The organism is Saccharopolyspora sp. NPDC045839 (genome assembly GCF_056431645.1).
Genome location: NZ_JBWKKH010000013.1, coordinates 68,729 through 88,107 on the forward strand (window position 1 = coordinate 68,729; position 19,379 = coordinate 88,107).

Sequence of the window (19,379 nt, forward strand, 5' to 3'; positions counted from 1 at the left end):
TCAGGTGTTGAAGTACTTGGCCTCCGGATGGTGGGCGACGATCGCGTCGGTGGACTGCTCCGGGTGCAGCTGGAACTCCTCGGACAGCGTCACGCCGATGCGTTCCGGCCGCAGCAGCTCGACGATCTTGGCACGGTCCGCCAGGTTCGGGCAGGCGCCGTAGCCGAGGGAGAAGCGGGCACCGCGGTAGCCCAGCCGGAAGAATTCCTCCACAGTGGACGGATCTTCGGCCGCCACCGGAACGCCCGGGGCGAACAGCAGTTCCTGGCGGACGCGGCGGTGCCAGTACTCCGCCAGCGCCTCGGTGAGCTGCACGCCGAGGCCGTGGATCTCCAGGTAATCGCGGTAGGCGTTGCGGGCGAACAGCTCGTTGGCGAAGTCGGCGATGGGCTGGCCCATCGTGACCAGTTGCAGCGGCAGCACGTCCACCTGCCCGGACGCCTCGGCGCGTTCCCGCGAGCGGAAGAAGTCCGCGAGGCAAAGGTGCCGGTCGCGGGCCTGGCGCGGGAACGCGAAGCGGCAGCGCTCCGGCGCGTCCGCCGCGGGCCCGGCCAGCACGACCAGGTCGTCGCCCTCGGACACGCACGGGAAGTAGCCGTAGACCACCGCCGCGTGCTGCAGGATCCCCTCGGTGGCGAGCTGGTCCATCCAGTACCGCAGCCGCGGCCGCCCCTCCGATTCGACGAGTTCCTCGTAGGCCGGGCCGCCCTTCGCGCCGCGCAGCCCCCACTGACCGAAGAACGTGGCCCGTTCGTCCAGGTAGGCGGAGTACTCGCCGACCGGCACGCCGCGCACCTCGCGCCCGCCCCAGAACGGCGGCGTGGGCACCGGAACGCCGGCGGCCACGTCCGAGCGGGTCACCGGCGCGGGAACGGTGGCCGCCTTGCGCTTCTCGGCGATCCGCAGCGACCGCTCCCGGCGGGCCTTGCGCTCCGCCTTCTTCGCCTCCTCGGCCTGGTCCGGGACGATCACGCCGCCGCGCTTGCGGGCCATGATGGAATCCATCAGCCGCAGGCCCTCGAAGGCGTCCCGGGCATAGCGCACCTCGCCGCGGTAGAGCTCGTCGAGATCACCCTCCACATAGGACCGAGTGAGCGCGGCGCCACCGAGCAGCACCGGGTACTTCTCGGCCACTCCCCTGGCGTTGAGCTCCGCCAGGTTCTCCTTCATGATCACCGTCGACTTCACCAGCAGCCCGGACATGCCGATGGCGTCCGCGCGGTGCTGCTGCGCGCTGTCCAGGATCGTGCCGATCGACTGCTTGATGCCGAGGTTGACCACGTTGTAGCCGTTGTTGGACACGATGATGTCGACGAGGTTCTTGCCGATGTCGTGCACGTCGCCCTTGACGGTGGCCAGCACGAGAGTGCCCTTGCCGGCGGCGGATTCCCGCTCCAGGTGCGGTTCGAGGTAGGCGACGGCGGCCTTCATCACCTCGGCGGACTGCAGCACGAACGGCAGCTGCATCTGACCGGAGCCGAACAGCTCGCCGACGACCTTCATGCCGGCCAGCAGGTTCTCGTTGATGATCCCCAGCGGCGGCTTCTCGGCCATCGCCGTGTCCAGGTCGGCTTCCAGCCCGTTGCGCTCGCCGTCGACGATCCGCCGCTCCAGGCGCTCGAACAGCGGCAGCGCCGCGAGTTCCTCGGCCCGCGACGCCCGGCTGGACTTCGCGGTCTGCCCCTCGAAGAGCTCCATCAGCTTCTGCAGCGGGTCGTAGCCCTCGCGGCGCCGGTCGTAGACCAGGTCGAGCGCGACCTCCCGCTGCTCGTCCGGGATCTTGTTCATCGGCAGGATCTTCGAGGCGTGCACGATCGCCGTGTCCAGCCCCGCCTCCCGGCACTCGTTGAGGAACACCGAGTTCAGCACCTGCCGCGCCGCCGCGTTCAGTCCGAAGGAGACGTTCGAAATGCCCAGCGTGGTGCGGACTTCCGGGTGCGTGCGCTTGAGCTCGCGGATCGCCTCGATGGTCTCGACGCCGTCCCGGCGGACCTCCTCCTGGCCGGTGGAGACCGGGAACGTCAGGGTGTCGATGATGATGTCCGACTCCGCCATCCCCCAGTTCGAGGTCAGGTCGTCGATCATCCGGTCGGCGACCCGCAGCTTCCAGTCCTTGGTGCGGGCCTGCCCGTCCTCGTCGATGCACATCACCACCACCGCTGCGCCGTGCTCGCGGACGAGCTCCATGACGCGGCGGTAGCGGGAATCCGGGCCGTCGCCGTCCTCGTAGTTGACCGAGTTGACCACGCACCGGCCGCCGAGGCGTTCGAGCCCGGCGCGCAGCACCGGCGGCTCGGTCGAGTCCAGCATCACCGGCAGCGTCGAGGCGGTGGCCAGCCGCGCGGCCAGCTCGGCCATGTCTGCGGCCCCGTCGCGGCCCACGTAGTCCACGCAGAGGTCGATCAGGTGCGCCCCGTCGCGGGTCTGGGACTTGGCGATCTCGACGCAGGAGTCGTAGTCGCCCTCCAGCATCGCCTCGCGGAACGCCTTGGAGCCGTTGGCATTCGTGCGCTCGCCGACCACCAGCACCGACGCGTCCTGGGCGAACGGCACGGCCTGGTACAGCGAGCTGACGCCCGGCTCGGGCTGCGGCTCGCGCCGCGGCGGCGCCAGGTCGCGCACCGCCTCGACGACCTGGCGGATGTGCTCGCCGGTCGTGCCGCAGCAGCCGCCGACCAGCCGGGCGCCGTACTGCGTGACGAACTCGGCGAGCGCCTCGGCCAGCTCCTCCGGCGTCAGCGGGTACACCGCGCCGTCGGGGCCGAGCTGCGGCAGCCCGGCGTTGGGCATCACCGACAGCGGCACCCGCGATTGCTTGGCCAGCTGCCGCAGGTGCTCGCTCATCTCGGCCGGACCGGTCGCGCAGTTCATCCCGATCAGGTCGATGCCCAGCGGCTCCAGCGCGGTCAGCGCGGCGGTGATCTCGGTGCCCAGCAGCATCGTGCCGGTGGTCTCCACGGTCACCTGCGCGATGATCGGCACCCGCCGCCCGGCCCGCGCCATGCCGCGCTTGGCGGCCAGCACCGAAGCCTTGGTCTGCAACAGGTCCTGCGAGGTCTCCACCAGCACGGCGTCGATCCCGCCGTCGAGCATGCCGACGGTCTGCTCCGCGTAGGCGTCACGCAGCGCCTCGAAGGTCACGTGCCCCAGCGTCGGCAGCTTGGTGCCCGGCCCCATCGCGCCCAGCACGAACCGCGGCTGCTCGGCGGTGGCGAACTCGTCGGCGCATTCCCTGGCCAGCCGCGCGCCGCGCTCGGAGAGCTCGCGGATGCGGTCGGCGATGCCGTACTCGCCGAGGTTGGCCAGGTTCGCGCCGAAGGTGTTCGTCTCGATCGCGTCCGCCCCGGCCGCCAGGTAGCCGCGGTGCACGCCGCGCACCACGTCCGGGCGGGTGGCGTTGAGGATCTCGTTGCAGCCCTCCAGGCCCGCGAAGTCATCGAGGCCCAGCGGCACCTCCTGCAGCATGGTGCCCATCGCGCCGTCGGCGACGAGAACCCGGCGCTCCAGCGCCTCCAACAGCGGTGACCAGGGGGAATGCGGCATACCGACCAGCCTACGAGCACATCCCAACCGAATTCCCACACTGTGGTACGAGGCTCCCAACCGCACGGGACCCCGTCTTCTTCCCGCAATTTCCATTGAAATCGAAGGTTCGATTTCAATGGAAATTGCGGACCACCCGGAACACACGGACCACCGGGTCCACACGGACCACACGGACCACCGGGACCATTGGGACCACTGGGACCACCGGGTTCTGGCCGGGGGTTCGGGGGATTGTCTAGATGAGGCCTCGGTGTTGGAGGTAGCGGAACACCGCTATGCCGGGGAGGACCGGCAGCCAGTACGTCAGCAGGCGGGAGATCAGCACTCCGGTGATCGCCGCCGTCGCCGGCACGCCCATCGCTCCGAGGCCCGCGAGCAGCACCGCCTCGACCGCGCCCAGCCCGCCGGGCGAGGGCACCAGGTGACCGAGGGTGTTGCCGATGATGAACACGACCGTCACGGCCGTCCAGGAGAAGTCCGGGTGCAGCGCGGCCAGCGACGCGGCCAGGCCCAGCCCCGACACCACGAGGTAACCCAGCGCGCCGCCGAAGAGCTGGAGCGCGCGGACCGGGTGGCGCAACGTCTCCAGCAGCTCCCGGCCGACCTCCAGCGACGGCGCGACGATCCGGCGGCGGCCGAACGGCGAGACGATCACGGCCGCCGCGACCACCACGACCGCGGCGGTGCCGACCAGCACCGGCCAGCCGGTCGGGATCGACAGGTTGGTGAACGTGCCGGACAGGCCGACCGCGAACACGCCGATCACGGCCACGACGAACGCCACCGCCCCGGTGCCCGCCTGGTTCAGCAGCGTCACCCCGACCGCCAGCGGCCGCCGCAACCCGAGGCGTTCCATGTAGACCACGTTGATGCCGAAGAACCCGGCGCCGCCGGGCGTGGTGCGCCCGGTGAACGCGGCCGCCATCTGCACCAGCAACGTCCGCCAGAACGGCAGCGGGATCCGGCTGGAGCCCTGCACGGAGATCGACGACAGCAGGATCGCGACGAACCCGGTCACGACCGCCACCGCCAGCCAGCCCCAGTTGGCGTGCCGCACCGCCATGAGCACCTCGCCCATGCTGGACAGCTCCGGGAGCAGCAGGTACACCGCAGCGGCGATGAGCAGCAGGCCGATCACGGTGATCGGGCGGACCGGCGAGCGGAAGCCCGGGATCGGCAGGCCCAGCCCATCCGCCAGGGTTTCGCGCAGCTCGGCCAGCAGGAAGCGCCCGCGCTCCGCCTGGCTCCTGATGCGCCGCGGCAGCGCCAGCGGCACCAGGTTCCGCAGCGCCGCCGCCAGCTGCTCGGCCGGCAGCGCGCTGATCGCGCTGCGCACCGCGCGCTCGGTGCCGGCCACCGCCGCCATCGACACCAGCGCCTCGGCCAGGTCCTGGGCGAGGCGCGCCGCGTCCGCGCCCGCGTGGCTGAACGTGAAGCTGAGCAGCCACGGCCGGTTCTCGTCGTCCACCAGGACGTTCTTCGCACGAAGGTCGTGATGGGCGATGCGGGCCGCGGACAGGGCCGCGAGCTGCGTCCAGATCGCCGCGAGCAGCTCGTCGTCGATCTCGTCACCGCGCAGCTCCGACAGCCGGCGCCCGGTCACCTGGCGGACCACCAGCAGCGCGGGCGCGTGCTTGACGTCGCAGGCCAGCACGACCTGCGGGGTGCGCACCCCGGCCCGTTCGGCGAGCAGCGTCACGTAGGCCTCGTGCTCCACCTCGTGGTGCGGCGTCGACAGGCGCGGCTCGTCCTGGACGTCGAGCAGCGTGAGCAGGCGCTTGATCTTGTACCAGGGCCCGGCGCGGCGGCTCATCCGCCGCACCACCTTGGCCCGCAGCGTCCACCCCGCCGCGGTGCCCACGGCGAACTCCCGCGGCTCCAGCAGCCGGTGGCGCAGCGCGACGATCCAGGTCGGTTCCAGCCCGGCCAGCTCCAGCTCGTCCAGGATCACCTGGCCGGAGATCTTCCGCCCCGGCGCGCCCCAGACGACGTGGCAGAGCATGCCGACGGCCCAGCCCAGCAGCGCGCCGCCCACGGCGTCCAGCGGCAGGTGCCCGCCGAGGTGCACCACCGCCACCCCGACCAGCACCGCGAGCGCCCACCCGAGGTACCGCGCGGCGCGGCCCAGGTAGGGCGCGGCGACCACCGCCAGCACGGTCACGATGGCCACTTCGCCCGCCGGGAACGGGAAACCGCCCGGCGGCCCGGGGAACGGCACGGGCACCGGGCGAACGCCCAGCACGTGCTGCATGAGCCCGGCCAGGGCCCAGGTCGCCGCGCCCGACGCCGCGCACAGCAGCGCCACCCGGATCCAGCCGAAGTACATCGCCACCGCGGTGGCCCCGGCGATCCCGGCCCAGCCGCCGACCCAGGTGAGCACCACCCACAGCGGGTCGGTGGCCGCCGGGATCCGCTCCAGCTGCTGGTAGATGGCGAGCTCGACGGGGTTGGCGGGCACCAGGACCAGCAGCACGCTCAGCGTGAGCAGCCCGCCGACGAGGGCCAGCTGGCCCAGGTCCTCCGGGCGGCGGCCGATCGACAGCCGCAGCCGGGACCTCGGGGATATCCCGGTCCCCTCGCTCGGTGACGCTCCGGTGCTGTCCACTGGCTGGATCGGATTCCCTCGGCCGCTACACCCACGGTGACTCGGGTAAAGGGTCTGGCCCCGGCTCTCTCCCGTCAAACCGGGATGCGGTTCGTGCCACGACGGCACCGCGCTGCAAGCGGCCACCGCCGCTGGGAGCAACGGCGGCTCCTGGATGTTCGCGCGCGGCGGATGATGTTCGGCGGGGACGTCGGGCGCTCGCGTCGGCGTGGCGTCGTAGGCTGGCGCCGTGACCGATCGCGACGCACACATCACCGGACAACAGCGCGCCGAACTGCCCCCGCTGACCGACCCGATCGTCGTCAGCGCCTTCGAGGGCTGGAACGATGCAGGCGACGCCGCCAGTTCCGCGATCGAGCACCTGCAGCTCATCTGGGACGCGGAGCCGCTCAGCGAGGTGGACCCGGATCCGTACTACGACTTCCAGGTCACCCGCCCGACGGTCAAGCTGGTCGACGGCATCACCCGCCAGGTCTCCTGGCCGACCACGCGGCTGACGGTCTGCCGCCCGCCCGGCTGCGATCACGACGTGGTGCTGGTGCACGGCATCGAGCCGAACATGCGCTGGCGGGCGTTCTGCGCCGAACTCGTCGAGCAGATCGAGCGGATCGGCGCCCGCACCGTGGTCACCCTCGGCGCTCTGCTCGCGGACGCGCCGCACACCCGGCCGGTGCCGGTCAGCGGCGCGGCCTACGACACCGAGTCGGCGGCCCGCTACGGGCTGGAGCGCTCCCGCTACGAGGGCCCGACCGGGATCGTCGGGGTATTCCAGGACGCCTGCGTGCAGGCCGGGATCCCGGCGATCTCGTTCTGGGCGGCGGTGCCGCACTACGTGTCGCAGCCGCCGTCGCCGAAGGCCACGCTGGCGCTGCTGCACCGGGTCGAGGAGGCGCTCGACGTGGAGGTGCCGCTGGGCAACCTGCCCGAGCAGGCCGAGGAGTGGGAGCAGACCGTCAGCGAGATGGCGGAGGAGGACGAGGACGTCCGCAACTACGTCCGCGCGCTGGAGGAGCGCGGGGACGCCGAGGTCAAGCTGACCGAGGCCAGCGGGGACGCGATCGCCGCGGAGTTCGAGCGCTACCTGCGCCGCCGCGGTCCGGGCGGCCCCGGCGGCAAGGGACCGCTGGGCCCCGGCCCGGGCTGACCGGCGCTTTCGCGGCCGTTGGCGACAAATGGACTGGACCTTGACGCGCGCAATGGTCTAGTCCATTTTTTGTTGTGCCCCAGATCACTCCCAACGGATCGGAGCACTCCCATGCCACGGATGCGCACCGCACTCGCCGCCCTGGTCGGCCTGGTCGGGCTGACGCTGCCCGCCACCGCCGCTGCCGCCCCCGGCCCCGCCGCGCCGGACATCCCGTCCCACGCCCTGGTCGGCTACCTGCACGCCAGCTTCGCCAACGGCTCCGGCTACGTGCGCATCGCCGACGTGCCCGCCGAATGGGACGTCATCGACCTCGCCTTCGCCGAGCCCACCTCCCCCACCTCCGGCCGGCTGGAGTTCAACCGCTGCCCGGCCGCCGAATGCCCGAACGTCGAGACCGACGAGGAGTTCATCGCCGGCATCAAGGCCAAGCAGGCCGAGGGCAAGAAGGTGCTGCTGTCGGTCGGCGGCGCCAACGGGCAGGTGCGGCTGGAGACCGGGGGCGCGCGCGACGCCTTCGTCGAATCCGCCGCCGCGATCATCGACCGCTACGGCCTCGACGGCATCGACATCGACTTCGAGGGCCACTCGCTGGAACTCGCCCCCGGCGACACCGACCTGAAGAACCCGACCACGCCGGTCGTGGTCAACCTGATCGCCGCGCTCCGGGCGCTGAACGAGCGCTACGGCCCGGACTTCGTGCTGACCATGGCGCCGGAGACGTTCTTCGTCCAGCTCGGCTACCAGCACTACGGCGGCGGCTCCGGCGCCGACCCGCGCGCCGGCTCGTACCTGCCGGTGATCGACGCGCTGCGGGCGGACCTGGACCTGCTGCACGTCCAGAACTACAACTCGGGCCCGATCATGGGCCTGGACGACCAGTACCACACGATGGGCACCGCGGACTTCCACGTGGCGATGATCGACATGCTGCTGACCGGCTTCCCGCTGGCGAAGAACCCGGACAACGCCTTCGCGCCGCTGGCGCCGGAACAGGTCGCCATCGGCCTGCCCGCGGCCAACCCGGCGGGCAACGGCTTCACCCCGGTCCCGGAGGTCCACAAGGCGCTCGACTGCCTGCGCGCGGGCACCGGCTGCGGCCCGTACCAACCGCACGGCACCTACCCGGCCCTGCGGGGCCTGATGGCGTGGTCGATCAACTGGGACGCCTACCACGGCAACGAGTTCGCCAAGGCCCACGACGCCTACTGACCGGGTGCCTGCCGCCGAACCGCTCGGCGGCAGGCACCCCAGATCACCGCATCCGGTGGATCCGGCGGATCAGGTGGCTCGGCGGCGGGCGAAGAACATCGCCGCCGCTCCGAGGGCGAGGCCCACGACCGCCGCGATGGTCACCGGGAGCCAGGGGAAGGGCCGATCGGCGCGGGTGGCCGCGCGGAAGTCGGGGACCGCGTTCGGGTCGCCGACCTGGCCCTTGCGATCGACCGTGGTGCCGTCCGCCCAGCCGTTGCCCAGGTCGCAGTTGACCCGGTCGCGCGCCGAGACCGAACCCTCCGGCAGCGACATGTCCAGGCTCTCCGCCCTGGCCGTCACCCCCGGCGGCGGCTCGACCGCCGGCTCGCGGATGCCGAACTGCTCCTTGGTGCGCGCCTCGACGTCCGCCACCAGGTACTCGGTGAGGTCCAGGCCGTCCATCGCCCACCTGTTGCTCCAGTCGGTGAGCAACGCGCGGGCCCGCGGGGCGTCGCCGGCCCGGTACGCCTCGGCCGCCTGCCGCTCGACGCCGCCGATCTCGCCGAGCATCTGGGCCTCGAAGCCCTCGAACGCCTTCGTGACGTCGCCGAGGAACACCTCCGGCCGGTCGCAGGTGTAGTACATGAGCCGCTTCGACACGTAGGTGGCCGAGCGGGTCGCCTCCTGCGCCGCGTACTCCGGGCTCAGGTAGTTCGCCGCCGCCCCGGACGTCAGGTAGCGGTGCTGGCCGTACTCCGGCGGCACGGTTTCGGCACCGATGTGGAACGGGATGTACGGCGCGGTGATCGCGGCGGTGTTGGCCACCCACAGCGTCGCGAGCTCCGGATGCGCCAGATCCGCCTTCAGCTCGACGACCTGCCCGTAGCCGGAGCGGTCGTCGGACCAGCGCGGGTCGCGGACCATGCGCTGCATGTCCACCAGCGACACCTCGCCCAGCCGCCGCAGCTCCTCCTCCAGCGTCGGCGGATGCCGCCACGGCGCCTCGTCGTCCGGGGTGGACTTGCCGGGATGCCCCGGGAACGGCGTGCCGTAGACCTGCTGGACGTTGAACGGCCTGCCGTCCGCCGGGTTCCACCAGCCCTGCTGGACCGCGAAATCGACCAGGTTCGGCGAGCCCATGTGGTCCGGGTCGTTCCGGTAGTCCACCGGGAAGTCGCCGATGTAACCCGGATAGGACACCCGCACGTCGTCGGGCCCGAGCCGCTCGGCCGCCCACAACCCCTTGCCGCCGGCGAACTCGATGAACACCCAGCCCTCGTTGGCATCGGCGAACAGGTGCGAGTTCCCACCGTAGGTGGTGTAGCCGTGCCGGTCGATCAGATCGCCGAGGATCTGCACGGCCTCGCGCGCGGTGTGCGCCCGCTCCATCGCGATCCGCGACAGGTCGCTGTAGTTCGGCCCGGTCTGGCCGGGCGGGGTCATCTCGACCAGCTCGGGCCGCGAGTCCGACCACACGTCGCGCGCCGCCACCTGGTACTCGTTCAGCCCGCCGTTGGTGAGCGGGGCCGGGAACCCGGCGAACTCCGAGTAGTTCGAGGTGATGTACTTCGCGGTCTCCGGCACCTGCGGGATCTGCGTCAGCCGCCCCGGCAGGTCGGCCTCCTCGGTGGCGCCCACCGTGATCGTCGAGCCGGGTTCGTGCTGCTGCCGGGGCACGATCTCCAGCCAGTGGCTGGAGGGCTCGTGCCCGAACCCGCCGAGCAGCGTCGCCCCCGCTCTCCGTCCGGTTCTTGCCAACGTAGAAGGCGATGCTCTTGTCCGGCATCGGCCGGACCTGCTGCGGCGGCGGGGTGGCCGGATCGGCGACGGCGACCGGCGCGGCGAGCACCGCCACCGTCACTGCCAATCCGAACGCACCGCACCGATGTCGGAGCCGCGACACGACAACCTCCTGCATTGAGATGATCAGTCGCGCCTTTTTAGCCCAAACGGGCGAACATTCTCAACTGAGGCGGCTGAGGTACTCCTCGGCCCCGGCCGGGTCGAGGAACCAGGACTCGAAGTCCGCCGGGTCGTCGAAGCCGTTCGCGAAGCGGTTCCGGATCGCCGGGATCTCCACCGCCGCGCCGAGCAGCCGCTGCACGTGCGGCGGCGACGGTTGCAGCATCGCGTTGCTCCACACCGTCACGTGCCGGGCGTAGTCCCAGAACCGGTCGAAGGTCTCCTGCATCCACTCGGCGTGGAACGGCCGGTCCGCCCGCCGCACGATGCTGTCCAAATAGGACTCCGCCGCCTTGCTCGCGTTGTTGACGCCCTGCCCGGTGACCGGGTCGGTGACGACCACCGCGTCCGCCATGCCCAGCACCGCCGCCCCGGAGGGCAGCCGCGCGACCGGCTTGCGCACCACCGGGGTCACCCCGCCGGTCAGGACCGCCCGGTCGTCGGTCAGCTCCGCGCCGGCGAACCGCTCGTGCTCCCACGGCAGGTGGGCGCGGAGCAGCTCCAGCATCCGCGCCCGGTGCTCCGCGGGACCCGGGCGATCGGCCCAGCAGTCCAGCGGCCCGCCCGGGACACCCTCGAAGAACAGGATGCCGCACGGCCCGCCCTCGGTGTAGCCGGGAATGACGAAGACCTCGCCCACGCCCGGCACCGAGTTGAACCGGACCAGCCCCGAATCGTCCACATCGGACGATGGTGCGGCGCCGCGCAGGTAGGACACCGCGAGCGCCCGCTGCGGCTCGGCGAACGGGGACCACCCCGGGTCGCGTTCGAAGATCCCGCCGAGCTTCCCGGCACCCGCCGCGACCAGCACCAGGTCGTAGCCGCGGCTCAGCTCGTCCAGGTCGGACGCCTCGATTTCGCGGTACTCGACGGCGCCGCCGCGCTCGGCGAAGAGCTCCAGCCATCCGGCCATCTTCAACCGCTGGTCCACCGACTGCGCGAAGCCCGTCAGCTCGCCCCGCCAGTCCAGCACCCGGGAGCCGTCCGGGCCGCTCACCGACAGCCGCAGCCCGGTGATCTTCGGCGCCTGCTCCTCCCACAGGTTCAGGCCGTGCTCCCGTTCGTACCCGAGCGCGGTCCGGAACATGACCTGCGTGGACATCACCCGGCCGCCCCGGATCTCCGCCGGCGTCCGCGCCGAGATCAACGTCACCTCGTAGCGCAGCGCCTGCAGGCTGAGTCCCAGTTGCAACCCGGACTGTCCCGCCCCGACGATCAGGACCTTCCGCATCTCCCCGACCACCTTCCCGTTGGTCTCCCCGAACTTCCGGGCGCAGCAGGCCCAATCCGCCATTCGTCGCAGCAGATTGGTCCATTGCTCCCAGTAACCGAGGAAGATCCAACCAGACGGGGTTTGCGAAGTCCATGCGGCATGCGGACTCGTTCCACGAGTGGTGCGTACCAGGCGCTGACCGGCTATTTTTGCCGGATTTAACGCAGATCTGGAACCGGATCGAACAAGTCCACCGGACAAGTGAACGGAAGCCGAACATTCGGCTTCCGCTCACTCTCCGTGTTGATCGCCGGTTCTAGAGCTCGACGCCGAGCAGCGCGTCGACGGCGGCGCGGATCAGCCCCGGAGCGCCGCGGTCGGAGCCACCGGCGGTCAGCGCCTCGTCGACCCAGGCGTCGATCGCGCGCAGCGCCTGCTGGGTGTCCAGGTCGTCGGACAGCCGCTCGCGCAGCCGCGCGACCGCCTGCTCCGCCGCCGGAGCCGACTCCAGCGCGACGGCCTCCCGCCAGCGCGCCAGGCGCGCGGCGCCGCCGGTCAGCGCGTCCGCCGTCCACTCGCGGTCGGCGCGGTAGTGGCCGTCCAGCAGCGCCAGCCGGATGGCCATCGGATCCACCCGGTCGCCGCGCAGCCGCGACACGAACACCAGGTTGCCCTTGGACTTCGACATCTTCTCGCCGTCCAGGCCGACCATCCCGGCGTGCACGTAGTGCTTGGCGAACGGGAACTCGCCGGTGAGCGATTCGGCGTGCGCGGCGCTGAACTCGTGGTGCGGGAAGATCAGGTCCGAGCCGCCGCCCTGCACGTCGAAGCCGAGCCCGAGCCGGTTCAGCGCGATCACCGAGCATTCCAGGTGCCAGCCGGGCCGGCCGGCGCCGAGCTCGGACTCCCAGGACGGCTCGCCGTCGCGGGCGGCCCGCCACACCAGCGCGTCCAGCGGGTGCTCCTTGCCGCCGCGGTCCGGGTCGCCGCCGCGCTCGGCGAAGAAGGCGCGCATGGTCGCGTCGTCGTAGTTGGACTCGTAGCCGAAGCGGCCGGAGGCCTGGTGCCGGAAGTAGATGTCGGGGTACTCGTCGTCGACCCGGTAGGCCGCGCCGGAGGACAGCAGCTTGCCGACGGCCTCGACGATCTCCGGGATCGACTCGACCGCGCCGACGAAGTCCGCCGGCGGCACCACCCGCAGCGCCGCCATGTCCTCGCGGAACAGCGCCGTCTCGCGCATCGCGAGCACGATCCAGTCCTCGCTGTCGCGCTCGGCGCGCTCCAGCAGGGGATCGTCGATGTCGGTGACGTTCTGCACGTAGTGCACCTGGTGACCGTTGTCCAGCCAAACCCGGTGGACCAGGTCGAACGCCAGGTAGGTCGCGGCGTGGCCGAGATGGGTCGCGTCGTACGGCGTGATGCCGCAGACGTACATCCGCGCGACGGGCCCGGGTTCGGTGGGCCTGATCTCACCGGCGGCGGTGTCGAAGAGGCGCAGGGGGCTTGGCGTGCCCGGCACCTGAGGCACGGGAACCGATGACCAGGGTTGCATGCATCCGACCTTAAACGCCCGGGGCCGGTGGACGCCCCCACCCGGGTCATCGGCAGTATCACATCGTGGGACGATCGGCCGCTCGCCGACGCGGCCACCGGAAACCAGATCTTGTCGGAACTATTCGGATTCCAGTCAGGAACTTACCAAATCCAGCCTCGAAAAAGATCAATTGACCGGCCGGGAAAATCGGCCGAAACAACGCATATCCACCCGCCGTGATCATTTGAAACCGCCGCTTCGCAACGCTGGCGCCGAGGTGGGATCATTCAGTTGGAAAAATTGAATATCCGCACGTCATAGGACTGACAATAACCCAGCCATCCGGCCTTGAACTCGAAATAGAACGCCCGTACCGCGATCAGTTCCGCGCCCGGATGACTGGACAAGCCCAACTCGCTACGCATGATCAATGCCCGCACGAAAGGACTCGAACGCGAATCCGCGGCCCGCCTGAATTGATCGGCCGGATCCGGCGATTCACGCGGCCCCCGGCGCCCGGGCGAAGCTCCCGGCACCGGCGAAGCAGTGGAGGCGATCGGTGACATCGGTACGCGTGGAACGGCTCTACAAGATCTTCGGGCCGCAACCGACGGAGCTCGTTCGCCGCCTGGAGGCGGGAACCGACCAGGAGGAGATCACGGCGGCGGGCGCCACCGCCGCGGTGGTGGACGCGTCGTTCGACGTCAAGGAGGGCGAGACCTTCGTCGTCATGGGGCTGTCCGGCTCCGGCAAGTCGACGCTGATCCGGATGCTCAACGGGCTGCTCACGCCCACCTCGGGCAGCGTCCTCGTCGACGACGAGGACATCACCGGGATGTCCGCCGCGGCGCTGCGCGCGCTGCGGCAGCAGAAGATGAGCATGGTCTTCCAGCACTTCGCCCTGTTCCCGCACCGCACGGTGCTGGACAACGCCGGCTACGGGCTGCAGATCCGGGGCGCGAGCAAGCCCGAGACCGAGGAGAAGGCGCGCGAGGCGCTCAGCCTGGTCGGCCTGGAGGGCTGGGAGGACCGCTACCCCCAGCAGCTCTCCGGCGGCATGCGGCAACGCGTCGGGCTCGCCCGCGCCCTGGCCGCGCACACGGACGTGCTGCTGATGGACGAGGCGTTCAGCGCGCTGGACCCGCTGATCAAGCGCGAGATGCAGGACCAGCTGCTGAACCTCCAGGCCAAGCTCGGCAAGACCATCATCTTCATCACCCACGACCTGAACGAGGCGATGCGCCTCGGCGACCGCATCGCGATGATGCGGGCGGGCCGGATCGTGCAGATCGGCACCGCCGAGCAGATCCTCAACGAGCCCGCGGACGACTACGTCGCCACGTTCGTCAAGGACGTCGACCGCAGCCGGGTGCTCACCGCGGCATCCATCGCCGAGTCCCCGGGCACCACGCCGCCCGGTGGGGAACCGGTGCCCGCCGACACCCCGATGAAGGACCTGTTCGTGCGGATGAGCGCCCGCGCGGCACCGGTCCCGGTGGTCGACGAGCAGCAACGGGTGATCGGCGTGGTCACCCCGGCCGCGGTGTTCGAGGCTCTCTGCCGCGAGGCCCGGGTGCCCGGCGCCGCGCCCGCGATCGAGGAGGCGTCCGATGTCTGAGGCCCTCCTGCTCGCCGCCCAGTTCGAGCTGCCGCGCATCCCCGTCGGCGACTGGTTCGCGGCCCTGGTCACCTGGCTGAACAACAACATCGGCCCGGTGTTCGACTTCATCGATCTCGTGCTCCGGTCGTCGGTGGACGGCCTGAGCTACCTGCTGAACTGGCTGCCCGACCTGGTCATGGTGCTGGTGTTCACCGCGTTGGCGCTGTGGCTGCGCAGCTGGCGGTTCGGGCTGTTCAGCCTGATCGGCTTCGGGCTGATCGCCAGCATGCGGATGTTCGAGTCGGCCATGCAAACCCTGTCGCTGGTCCTGGTGGCCAGCGTCATCGCGGTGGCCATCGGCATCCCGGTGGGCATCCTGGCCGCCCGCAGCCGCAAGGTGAGCGGGGTGGTGCGGCCGGTGCTGGACCTGATGCAGACCATGCCCGCGTTCGTGTACCTGATCCCGGTCATCTTCTTCTTCAACATCGGTGAAGTGCCCGGCGTGGTGGCCACCGTGATCTTCGCGCTGCCGCCCGGGGTCCGGCTCACCGAGCTGGGCATCCGGCAGGTGGACGCCGAGGTGGTCGAGGCGGGCGAGGCGTTCGGGGCGCCGGCCCGCAAGATCCTCACCGGCATCCAGCTGCCGCTGGCCATGCCGTCGATCATGGCCGGCATCAACCAGGTGATCATGCTGGCCCTGTCGATGGTGGTCATCGCGGGCATGGTCGGCGCGGAGGGGTTGGGCACCGACATCTACGAGGCGGTCACCCGGGTCCGGCTCGGCCAGGGCTTCGAGGCCGGGCTGTCGGTGGTGATCCTCGCGGTCTACCTGGACCGGATCACCGCCGTGCTGTCGGACCGCTCGCCGGTGGCGCGGGCGGAGCGCAAAGCGGCCAAGACCGGCTGAGTCCGCTCGGCGGTCGTCTTGGAAAGGCAGGTAGGAATGTTGAGCAGAAGACCACGCAGACTTGTCGCGCTCCTCGCCGCGTTGTTCGCCTTGGTGCTGGTCGCCGCGGGCTGCGGTGGCCGGGAAGCCGGGACCGGTCAGGAGGCCAAGGCGATCAACATCGGCTACATCGCCTGGGACGAGGACATCGCCGTCACCTACCTCTACAAGGAACTGCTGGAGCGGCGGGGCTACAAGGTCAACGTCACCGAGCTGGAGGTCGGCCCGATCTACGCCGGTCTCGCCCAGGGCAACCCGGACCTGTTCCTGGACGGCTGGCTGCCGGAAACCCACGGCGACTACTGGAAGCAGTACGGCCCGCAGCTGGAAGACCTCGGCGTTTGGTACAACCAGGGCACCTTGAACATCGCGGTGCCCAAGTACCTGACCGACGTGAACTCGATCGCCGACCTCAAGGGCAGGGGCGGCGAGTTCAACGGCGTGATCACCGGCATCGACCCGGGGGCGGGGTTGAGCCGGACCACCAAGGACAAGGCCATCCCGGCCTACGGGCTCAGCGGCGAGTACACCCTGCAGACCTCGTCGACCACCGCGATGCTCGCCTCCCTGGAGAAGGCGATCGGCGAGCAGAAGCCGATCGTGGTGACGCTGTGGCACCCGCACTGGGCGTACGCGAAGTACCCGCTCAAGGACCTGCAGGATCCGCTTGGTGCGATGGGCAAGGCCGAGGAGCTGCACGCCATCGGCCGCGCGGGCTTCAGCCAGGACTTCCCCGAGGTCACCGAGATGATCAAGAAGTTCAGGCTGACCGACGAGCAGCTCGCGTCGCTGGAGAACGAGATCAACAGCGCGCAGCGGGGTCAGGAGCAGCAGGCCGCCAGGAAGTGGGCCGACGCGCATCCGGAGGTGATCAACTCCTTCGCACCGGGGCAGTGACCTGAACCCCGAACGGCCGGCGGGGCGTGCCCCACCGGCCGTTTCGCGTTGCCGCTACCGGGGATTCCGGATGCCGTCGATGAGGCGGGTCCAGTTGTCGCCGCCCTTCCCGGCGGCGATGGCGCGGTCGTAGTGCGCCTTGATCGTGCGCGGCAGGTCGAGGTCGATGCCCGCGGCCTCGCTGGTGGCCAGGATGTGGTCGGCGGTCGCGCCCATCATCTTGGCGGAGCTCAGGTGGCCGGGGTGGTCGTCGTTGTCGATCTGCTCGGCGGCCTGCGGCAGGAAGTGGGCGGCGAGCTGGATGACCTGCACCGCCCAGGGCGCGAACTCCTTCGCCGGCACGCCGGCCGAACCGAGCAGCGCCGCGCCGTGCAGGAAGGCCGACAGCACGGTCAGGAAGACGTCGAGGTTGGCCTGGTAGAACAGCTGTGCCAGGCCGGGATCATCGCCCATGTAGTGGGTTTCCCCGATGCGCCGCAACGTCTTCTCGTGCGCGTCGTAGACGTCCTTCGGACCGCTGTAGTACACGTAGGACGCTTCGGTGCCGACCACCGGGGCGGGCACCATGACGCCGCCGGTGAGAAACCGGGCGCCGCGCTGCCCGGCCCACTCGGCCGCCTCGCGGGTCTTCTCCGGGGTGTCCGAGCTGAGGTTGACGATCACCTTGCCACCCAGGTCCTCGACCGGCCCCAGGATGTCGTACATCGCCTGGTAATCCGTGAGGCTCAGGATCACGATGTCGCTGGCCCCAACGGCTTCGGCGGGGGTGCCGGCGCGCACGGCGCCGTGGGCGACCACGTCGTCGGCGCGGCTCGCGGTCCGGTTCCACACCGTCACCGGGTGGCCGCCGTCGAGCAGTGCCCGGACCATCGCCTGCCCCATCGGGCCCAGGCCGATCAGGGTGACGTGCTGATTCATGTCGTTCTCCAAGGGGATTTCGGTTGTGCGGGATTCACGCGGGTTCGCGGATCCCGTCGATGAGCCGGGTCCAGCTGTCGCCGCCCTGCCCGGCGGCGATGGCCCGGTCGTAGTGCGCCTTGATGGCGCGCGGCAGGTCGAGGTCGATGCCCGCGGCCTCGCTGGCGGCCAGCAGGTGATCGGCGCTCGCCCCCATCATCCGGGCGGTCCCCAGGTCTCCGGGGTGCTCGCCGCGGTCGATCTGCTCGGCGGCGGACGGCAGCAGGAACGAGTTGGTGTTCAGGTTCTCCACCGCCCAGGGCAGGAAGTCCAGCGCGGACACGCCGGCCGAGCCGACCAGCGCGGTGGCGTGCAGGTAGGCCGCCAGGCTCACCAGGAAGAGATCGATGTGCGCCAGGTAGAACAGCTGCGCCAGGCCGGGGTCCTCGCCCACGTGGTGCGGTTTCCCGATCAGCCGCAACGTCTGCTCGTGGGCCTCCAGGAGTTCCGCCGGCCCGCTGTAGAACACCTTGGCCGCCTCGGTGCCGACGATCTCCGCGGAGGCCAGCACGCCGCCGGTGAGGAAGGCGCCGCCGCGCTGCCGCACCCACTGCGCCGCCTCGCGGGACTTGTCCGGGGTGTCCGAGCTGAGGTTGACGACCACCTTGCCGCCCAGGTCCTCGACCGGCCCCAGGATGTCGTACATCGCCTGGTAATCGGTCAAGCTCAGGATCACCAGCTCACCGGCCGCGACTGCCTCGGCAGGGGTTGCGGCGCGCACGGCACCGCGCGCGACCACGTCGTCCGCACGGCTCGCCGTCCGGTTCCACACCGTCACCGGATGCCCGCCATCGAGCAGGGCCCCGGCCATCGCCTGCCCCATCGGCCCCAGGCCGATCAGGGTGACGTGCTGATTCATGTCGTTCTCCGAGGAGATCGTCACTTCTTGAGGAGTTCGATGACGCCGGTGAGGTCTTCGCGGGCGTGACCGCCGGCGACGCGGCGCTGCATCAGGGAGTGCAGCGGCGCGAGGAGTTCGGCGCTGATGCCCGCCTCGTCGGCGGCCGTGAAGTGGTTGACGTACGCGGCTTCCTGCATGCCGAGGTTGGAGACGACGTCCTTGCCGTAGTCGCCCGAGTCGATCTGCTCGGCCGCGCCGAGCGGCCAACCGCTCATGGCCTGCAGCCACCGGTTGAGCAGCGGCGCGAACTCGCGCGCCGACGCGCCTGCCGAACGCACCAGGGCGAAGGCGTGCAGGGCACCGCTGATCATCCCGTACATGCCGCTGAGCAGGGCGAGGTCCTGCAGCGCGGCGGAACCCGGATCGTCGCCGAGGTAGTTGCTCTCGCCGAAGGCGTCCAGCACCGGCCGCGCGGCGTCGAAGGTTCCGCTCGGCCCGCTGTAGAGCACGAACGCCGCCGGCGTGGCGATCATCGGCGGGACGGCCATGATGCCGCCGTCGAGGTAGTCGGCGCCGTGGTCGGCCGCCCAGGTCGCCATCTCGCGGGCCTGCCCCGGGGTGCCGTTGGTCAGGTTGACCAGCGTCCGCCCGGCCAGCACGTCGGTGTGCGGGGCCAGCACCTGGCCGACCGAGTCGTAGTCCAGCAGGCAGACGATCACCAGCCGGCTCGCGAGGATCGCATCGGCGGCCGTGTCCGCGCGGGCGGCGCCCTTGGCCACCAGCGGATCGGCCTTCGCGGCGGTGCGGTTCCAGACCGTCACCTGGTGGCCGGCGGCGAGCAGCGCCTCGGCCAGCGCCGCGCCCATGTCGCCGAGCCCGAGGACGCTCACTGCTTTCTGGTCGGTCATCTCACTCCCTTTCGTCGACATCAACCCTGCTG

14 protein-coding genes are annotated in these 19,379 nt (G+C 70.7%); 5 read left to right on the plus strand and 9 right to left on the minus strand.

All coding sequences use genetic code 11. The features are described from left to right. Together metH and AC07EQ_RS19970 are read right to left on the minus strand one after the other, a co-directional pair. Entirely contained in the window at positions 1 to 3,543 is a 3,543-nt protein-coding gene (gene metH, locus AC07EQ_RS19965) for a methionine synthase (RefSeq protein WP_478389421.1), read from the minus strand. A gap of 238 nt (positions 3,544 to 3,781) precedes the next feature. After that, positions 3,782 to 6,151, minus strand: coding sequence for a lysylphosphatidylglycerol synthase domain-containing protein (locus AC07EQ_RS19970; protein ID WP_478389422.1), 2,370 nt, complete (start codon positions 6,149 to 6,151; stop codon positions 3,782 to 3,784). Positions 6,152 to 6,401: 250 nt separating this feature from the next. On the opposite strand from AC07EQ_RS19970, the gene AC07EQ_RS19975 reads away from it, so the two are divergent. Then, complete coding sequence (locus tag AC07EQ_RS19975; RefSeq protein WP_132481062.1) at positions 6,402 to 7,295, plus strand: PAC2 family protein; 894 nt, start codon at positions 6,402 to 6,404, stop codon at positions 7,293 to 7,295. A 120-nt stretch (positions 7,296 to 7,415) separates the two neighbouring features. Beyond that, complete coding sequence (locus AC07EQ_RS19980) at positions 7,416 to 8,507, plus strand: chitinase (protein ID WP_478389423.1); 1,092 nt, start codon at positions 7,416 to 7,418, stop codon at positions 8,505 to 8,507. Between the two features lie 69 nt (positions 8,508 to 8,576). Here the strand turns inward: AC07EQ_RS19980 and AC07EQ_RS19985 are convergent, their stop codons facing one another. From AC07EQ_RS19985 to AC07EQ_RS20000, 4 genes are all read right to left on the minus strand, one after another. Then, positions 8,577 to 10,247 carry a C69 family dipeptidase gene (locus tag AC07EQ_RS19985; protein ID WP_478389424.1) on the minus strand — a complete coding sequence of 557 codons (1,671 nt, stop codon included), beginning with the start codon at positions 10,245 to 10,247 and terminating at the stop codon, positions 8,577 to 8,579. Between the two features lie 205 nt (positions 10,248 to 10,452). Next, positions 10,453 to 11,682 carry a styrene monooxygenase/indole monooxygenase family protein gene (locus tag AC07EQ_RS19990; RefSeq protein WP_478389521.1) on the minus strand — a complete coding sequence of 410 codons (1,230 nt, stop codon included), beginning with the start codon at positions 11,680 to 11,682 and terminating at the stop codon, positions 10,453 to 10,455. 298 nt (positions 11,683 to 11,980) lie between these two features. Beyond that, positions 11,981 to 13,216 (minus strand): cysteine--1-D-myo-inosityl 2-amino-2-deoxy-alpha-D-glucopyranoside ligase, encoded by a 1,236-nt coding sequence (gene mshC, locus AC07EQ_RS19995; RefSeq protein WP_478389425.1) that lies wholly within the window; start codon positions 13,214 to 13,216, stop codon positions 11,981 to 11,983. 269 nt (positions 13,217 to 13,485) lie between these two features. Beyond that, positions 13,486 to 13,764, minus strand: coding sequence for a hypothetical protein (locus AC07EQ_RS20000; RefSeq protein WP_478389426.1), 279 nt, complete (start codon positions 13,762 to 13,764; stop codon positions 13,486 to 13,488). Here AC07EQ_RS20000 and AC07EQ_RS20005 point away from each other — a divergent pair. Genes AC07EQ_RS20005 through AC07EQ_RS20015 form a run of 3 tightly spaced genes read left to right on the plus strand, consistent with a single transcriptional unit; the run spans position 13,758 to position 16,641 of the window. Beyond that, the gene (locus AC07EQ_RS20005) at positions 13,758 to 14,816 is read left to right on the plus strand and encodes a quaternary amine ABC transporter ATP-binding protein (protein ID WP_478389427.1); all 1,059 of its coding nucleotides are present in this window, start codon (positions 13,758 to 13,760) and stop codon (positions 14,814 to 14,816) included. The genes AC07EQ_RS20000 and AC07EQ_RS20005 overlap by 7 nt on opposite strands. Then, complete coding sequence (locus AC07EQ_RS20010) at positions 14,809 to 15,705, plus strand: ABC transporter permease (RefSeq protein WP_478389428.1); 897 nt, start codon at positions 14,809 to 14,811, stop codon at positions 15,703 to 15,705. The genes AC07EQ_RS20005 and AC07EQ_RS20010 overlap by 8 nt, the downstream gene beginning before the upstream one ends. Before the next feature lie 36 nt (positions 15,706 to 15,741). Further along, positions 15,742 to 16,641, plus strand: coding sequence for a glycine betaine ABC transporter substrate-binding protein (locus AC07EQ_RS20015; protein ID WP_478389429.1), 900 nt, complete (start codon positions 15,742 to 15,744; stop codon positions 16,639 to 16,641). Positions 16,642 to 16,695: 54 nt separating this feature from the next. Here AC07EQ_RS20015 and AC07EQ_RS20020 read toward each other — a convergent pair whose 3' ends face one another. Genes AC07EQ_RS20020 through AC07EQ_RS20030 form a run of 3 tightly spaced genes read right to left on the minus strand, consistent with a single transcriptional unit; the run spans position 16,696 to position 19,347 of the window. After that, positions 16,696 to 17,559, minus strand: coding sequence for an NAD(P)-dependent oxidoreductase (locus tag AC07EQ_RS20020; protein ID WP_478389430.1), 864 nt, complete (start codon positions 17,557 to 17,559; stop codon positions 16,696 to 16,698). Between the two features lie 34 nt (positions 17,560 to 17,593). Further along, a complete protein-coding gene (locus AC07EQ_RS20025) occupies positions 17,594 to 18,457 on the minus strand; it encodes an NAD(P)-dependent oxidoreductase (RefSeq protein ID WP_478389431.1) in 864 nt (287 codons plus the stop codon). Between the two features lie 20 nt (positions 18,458 to 18,477). After that, positions 18,478 to 19,347: an NAD(P)-dependent oxidoreductase gene (locus tag AC07EQ_RS20030; protein WP_478389432.1), complete on the minus strand. Its 870-nt coding sequence runs from the start codon at positions 19,345 to 19,347 to the stop codon at positions 18,478 to 18,480. Positions 19,348 to 19,379 lie beyond the last annotated feature (32 nt).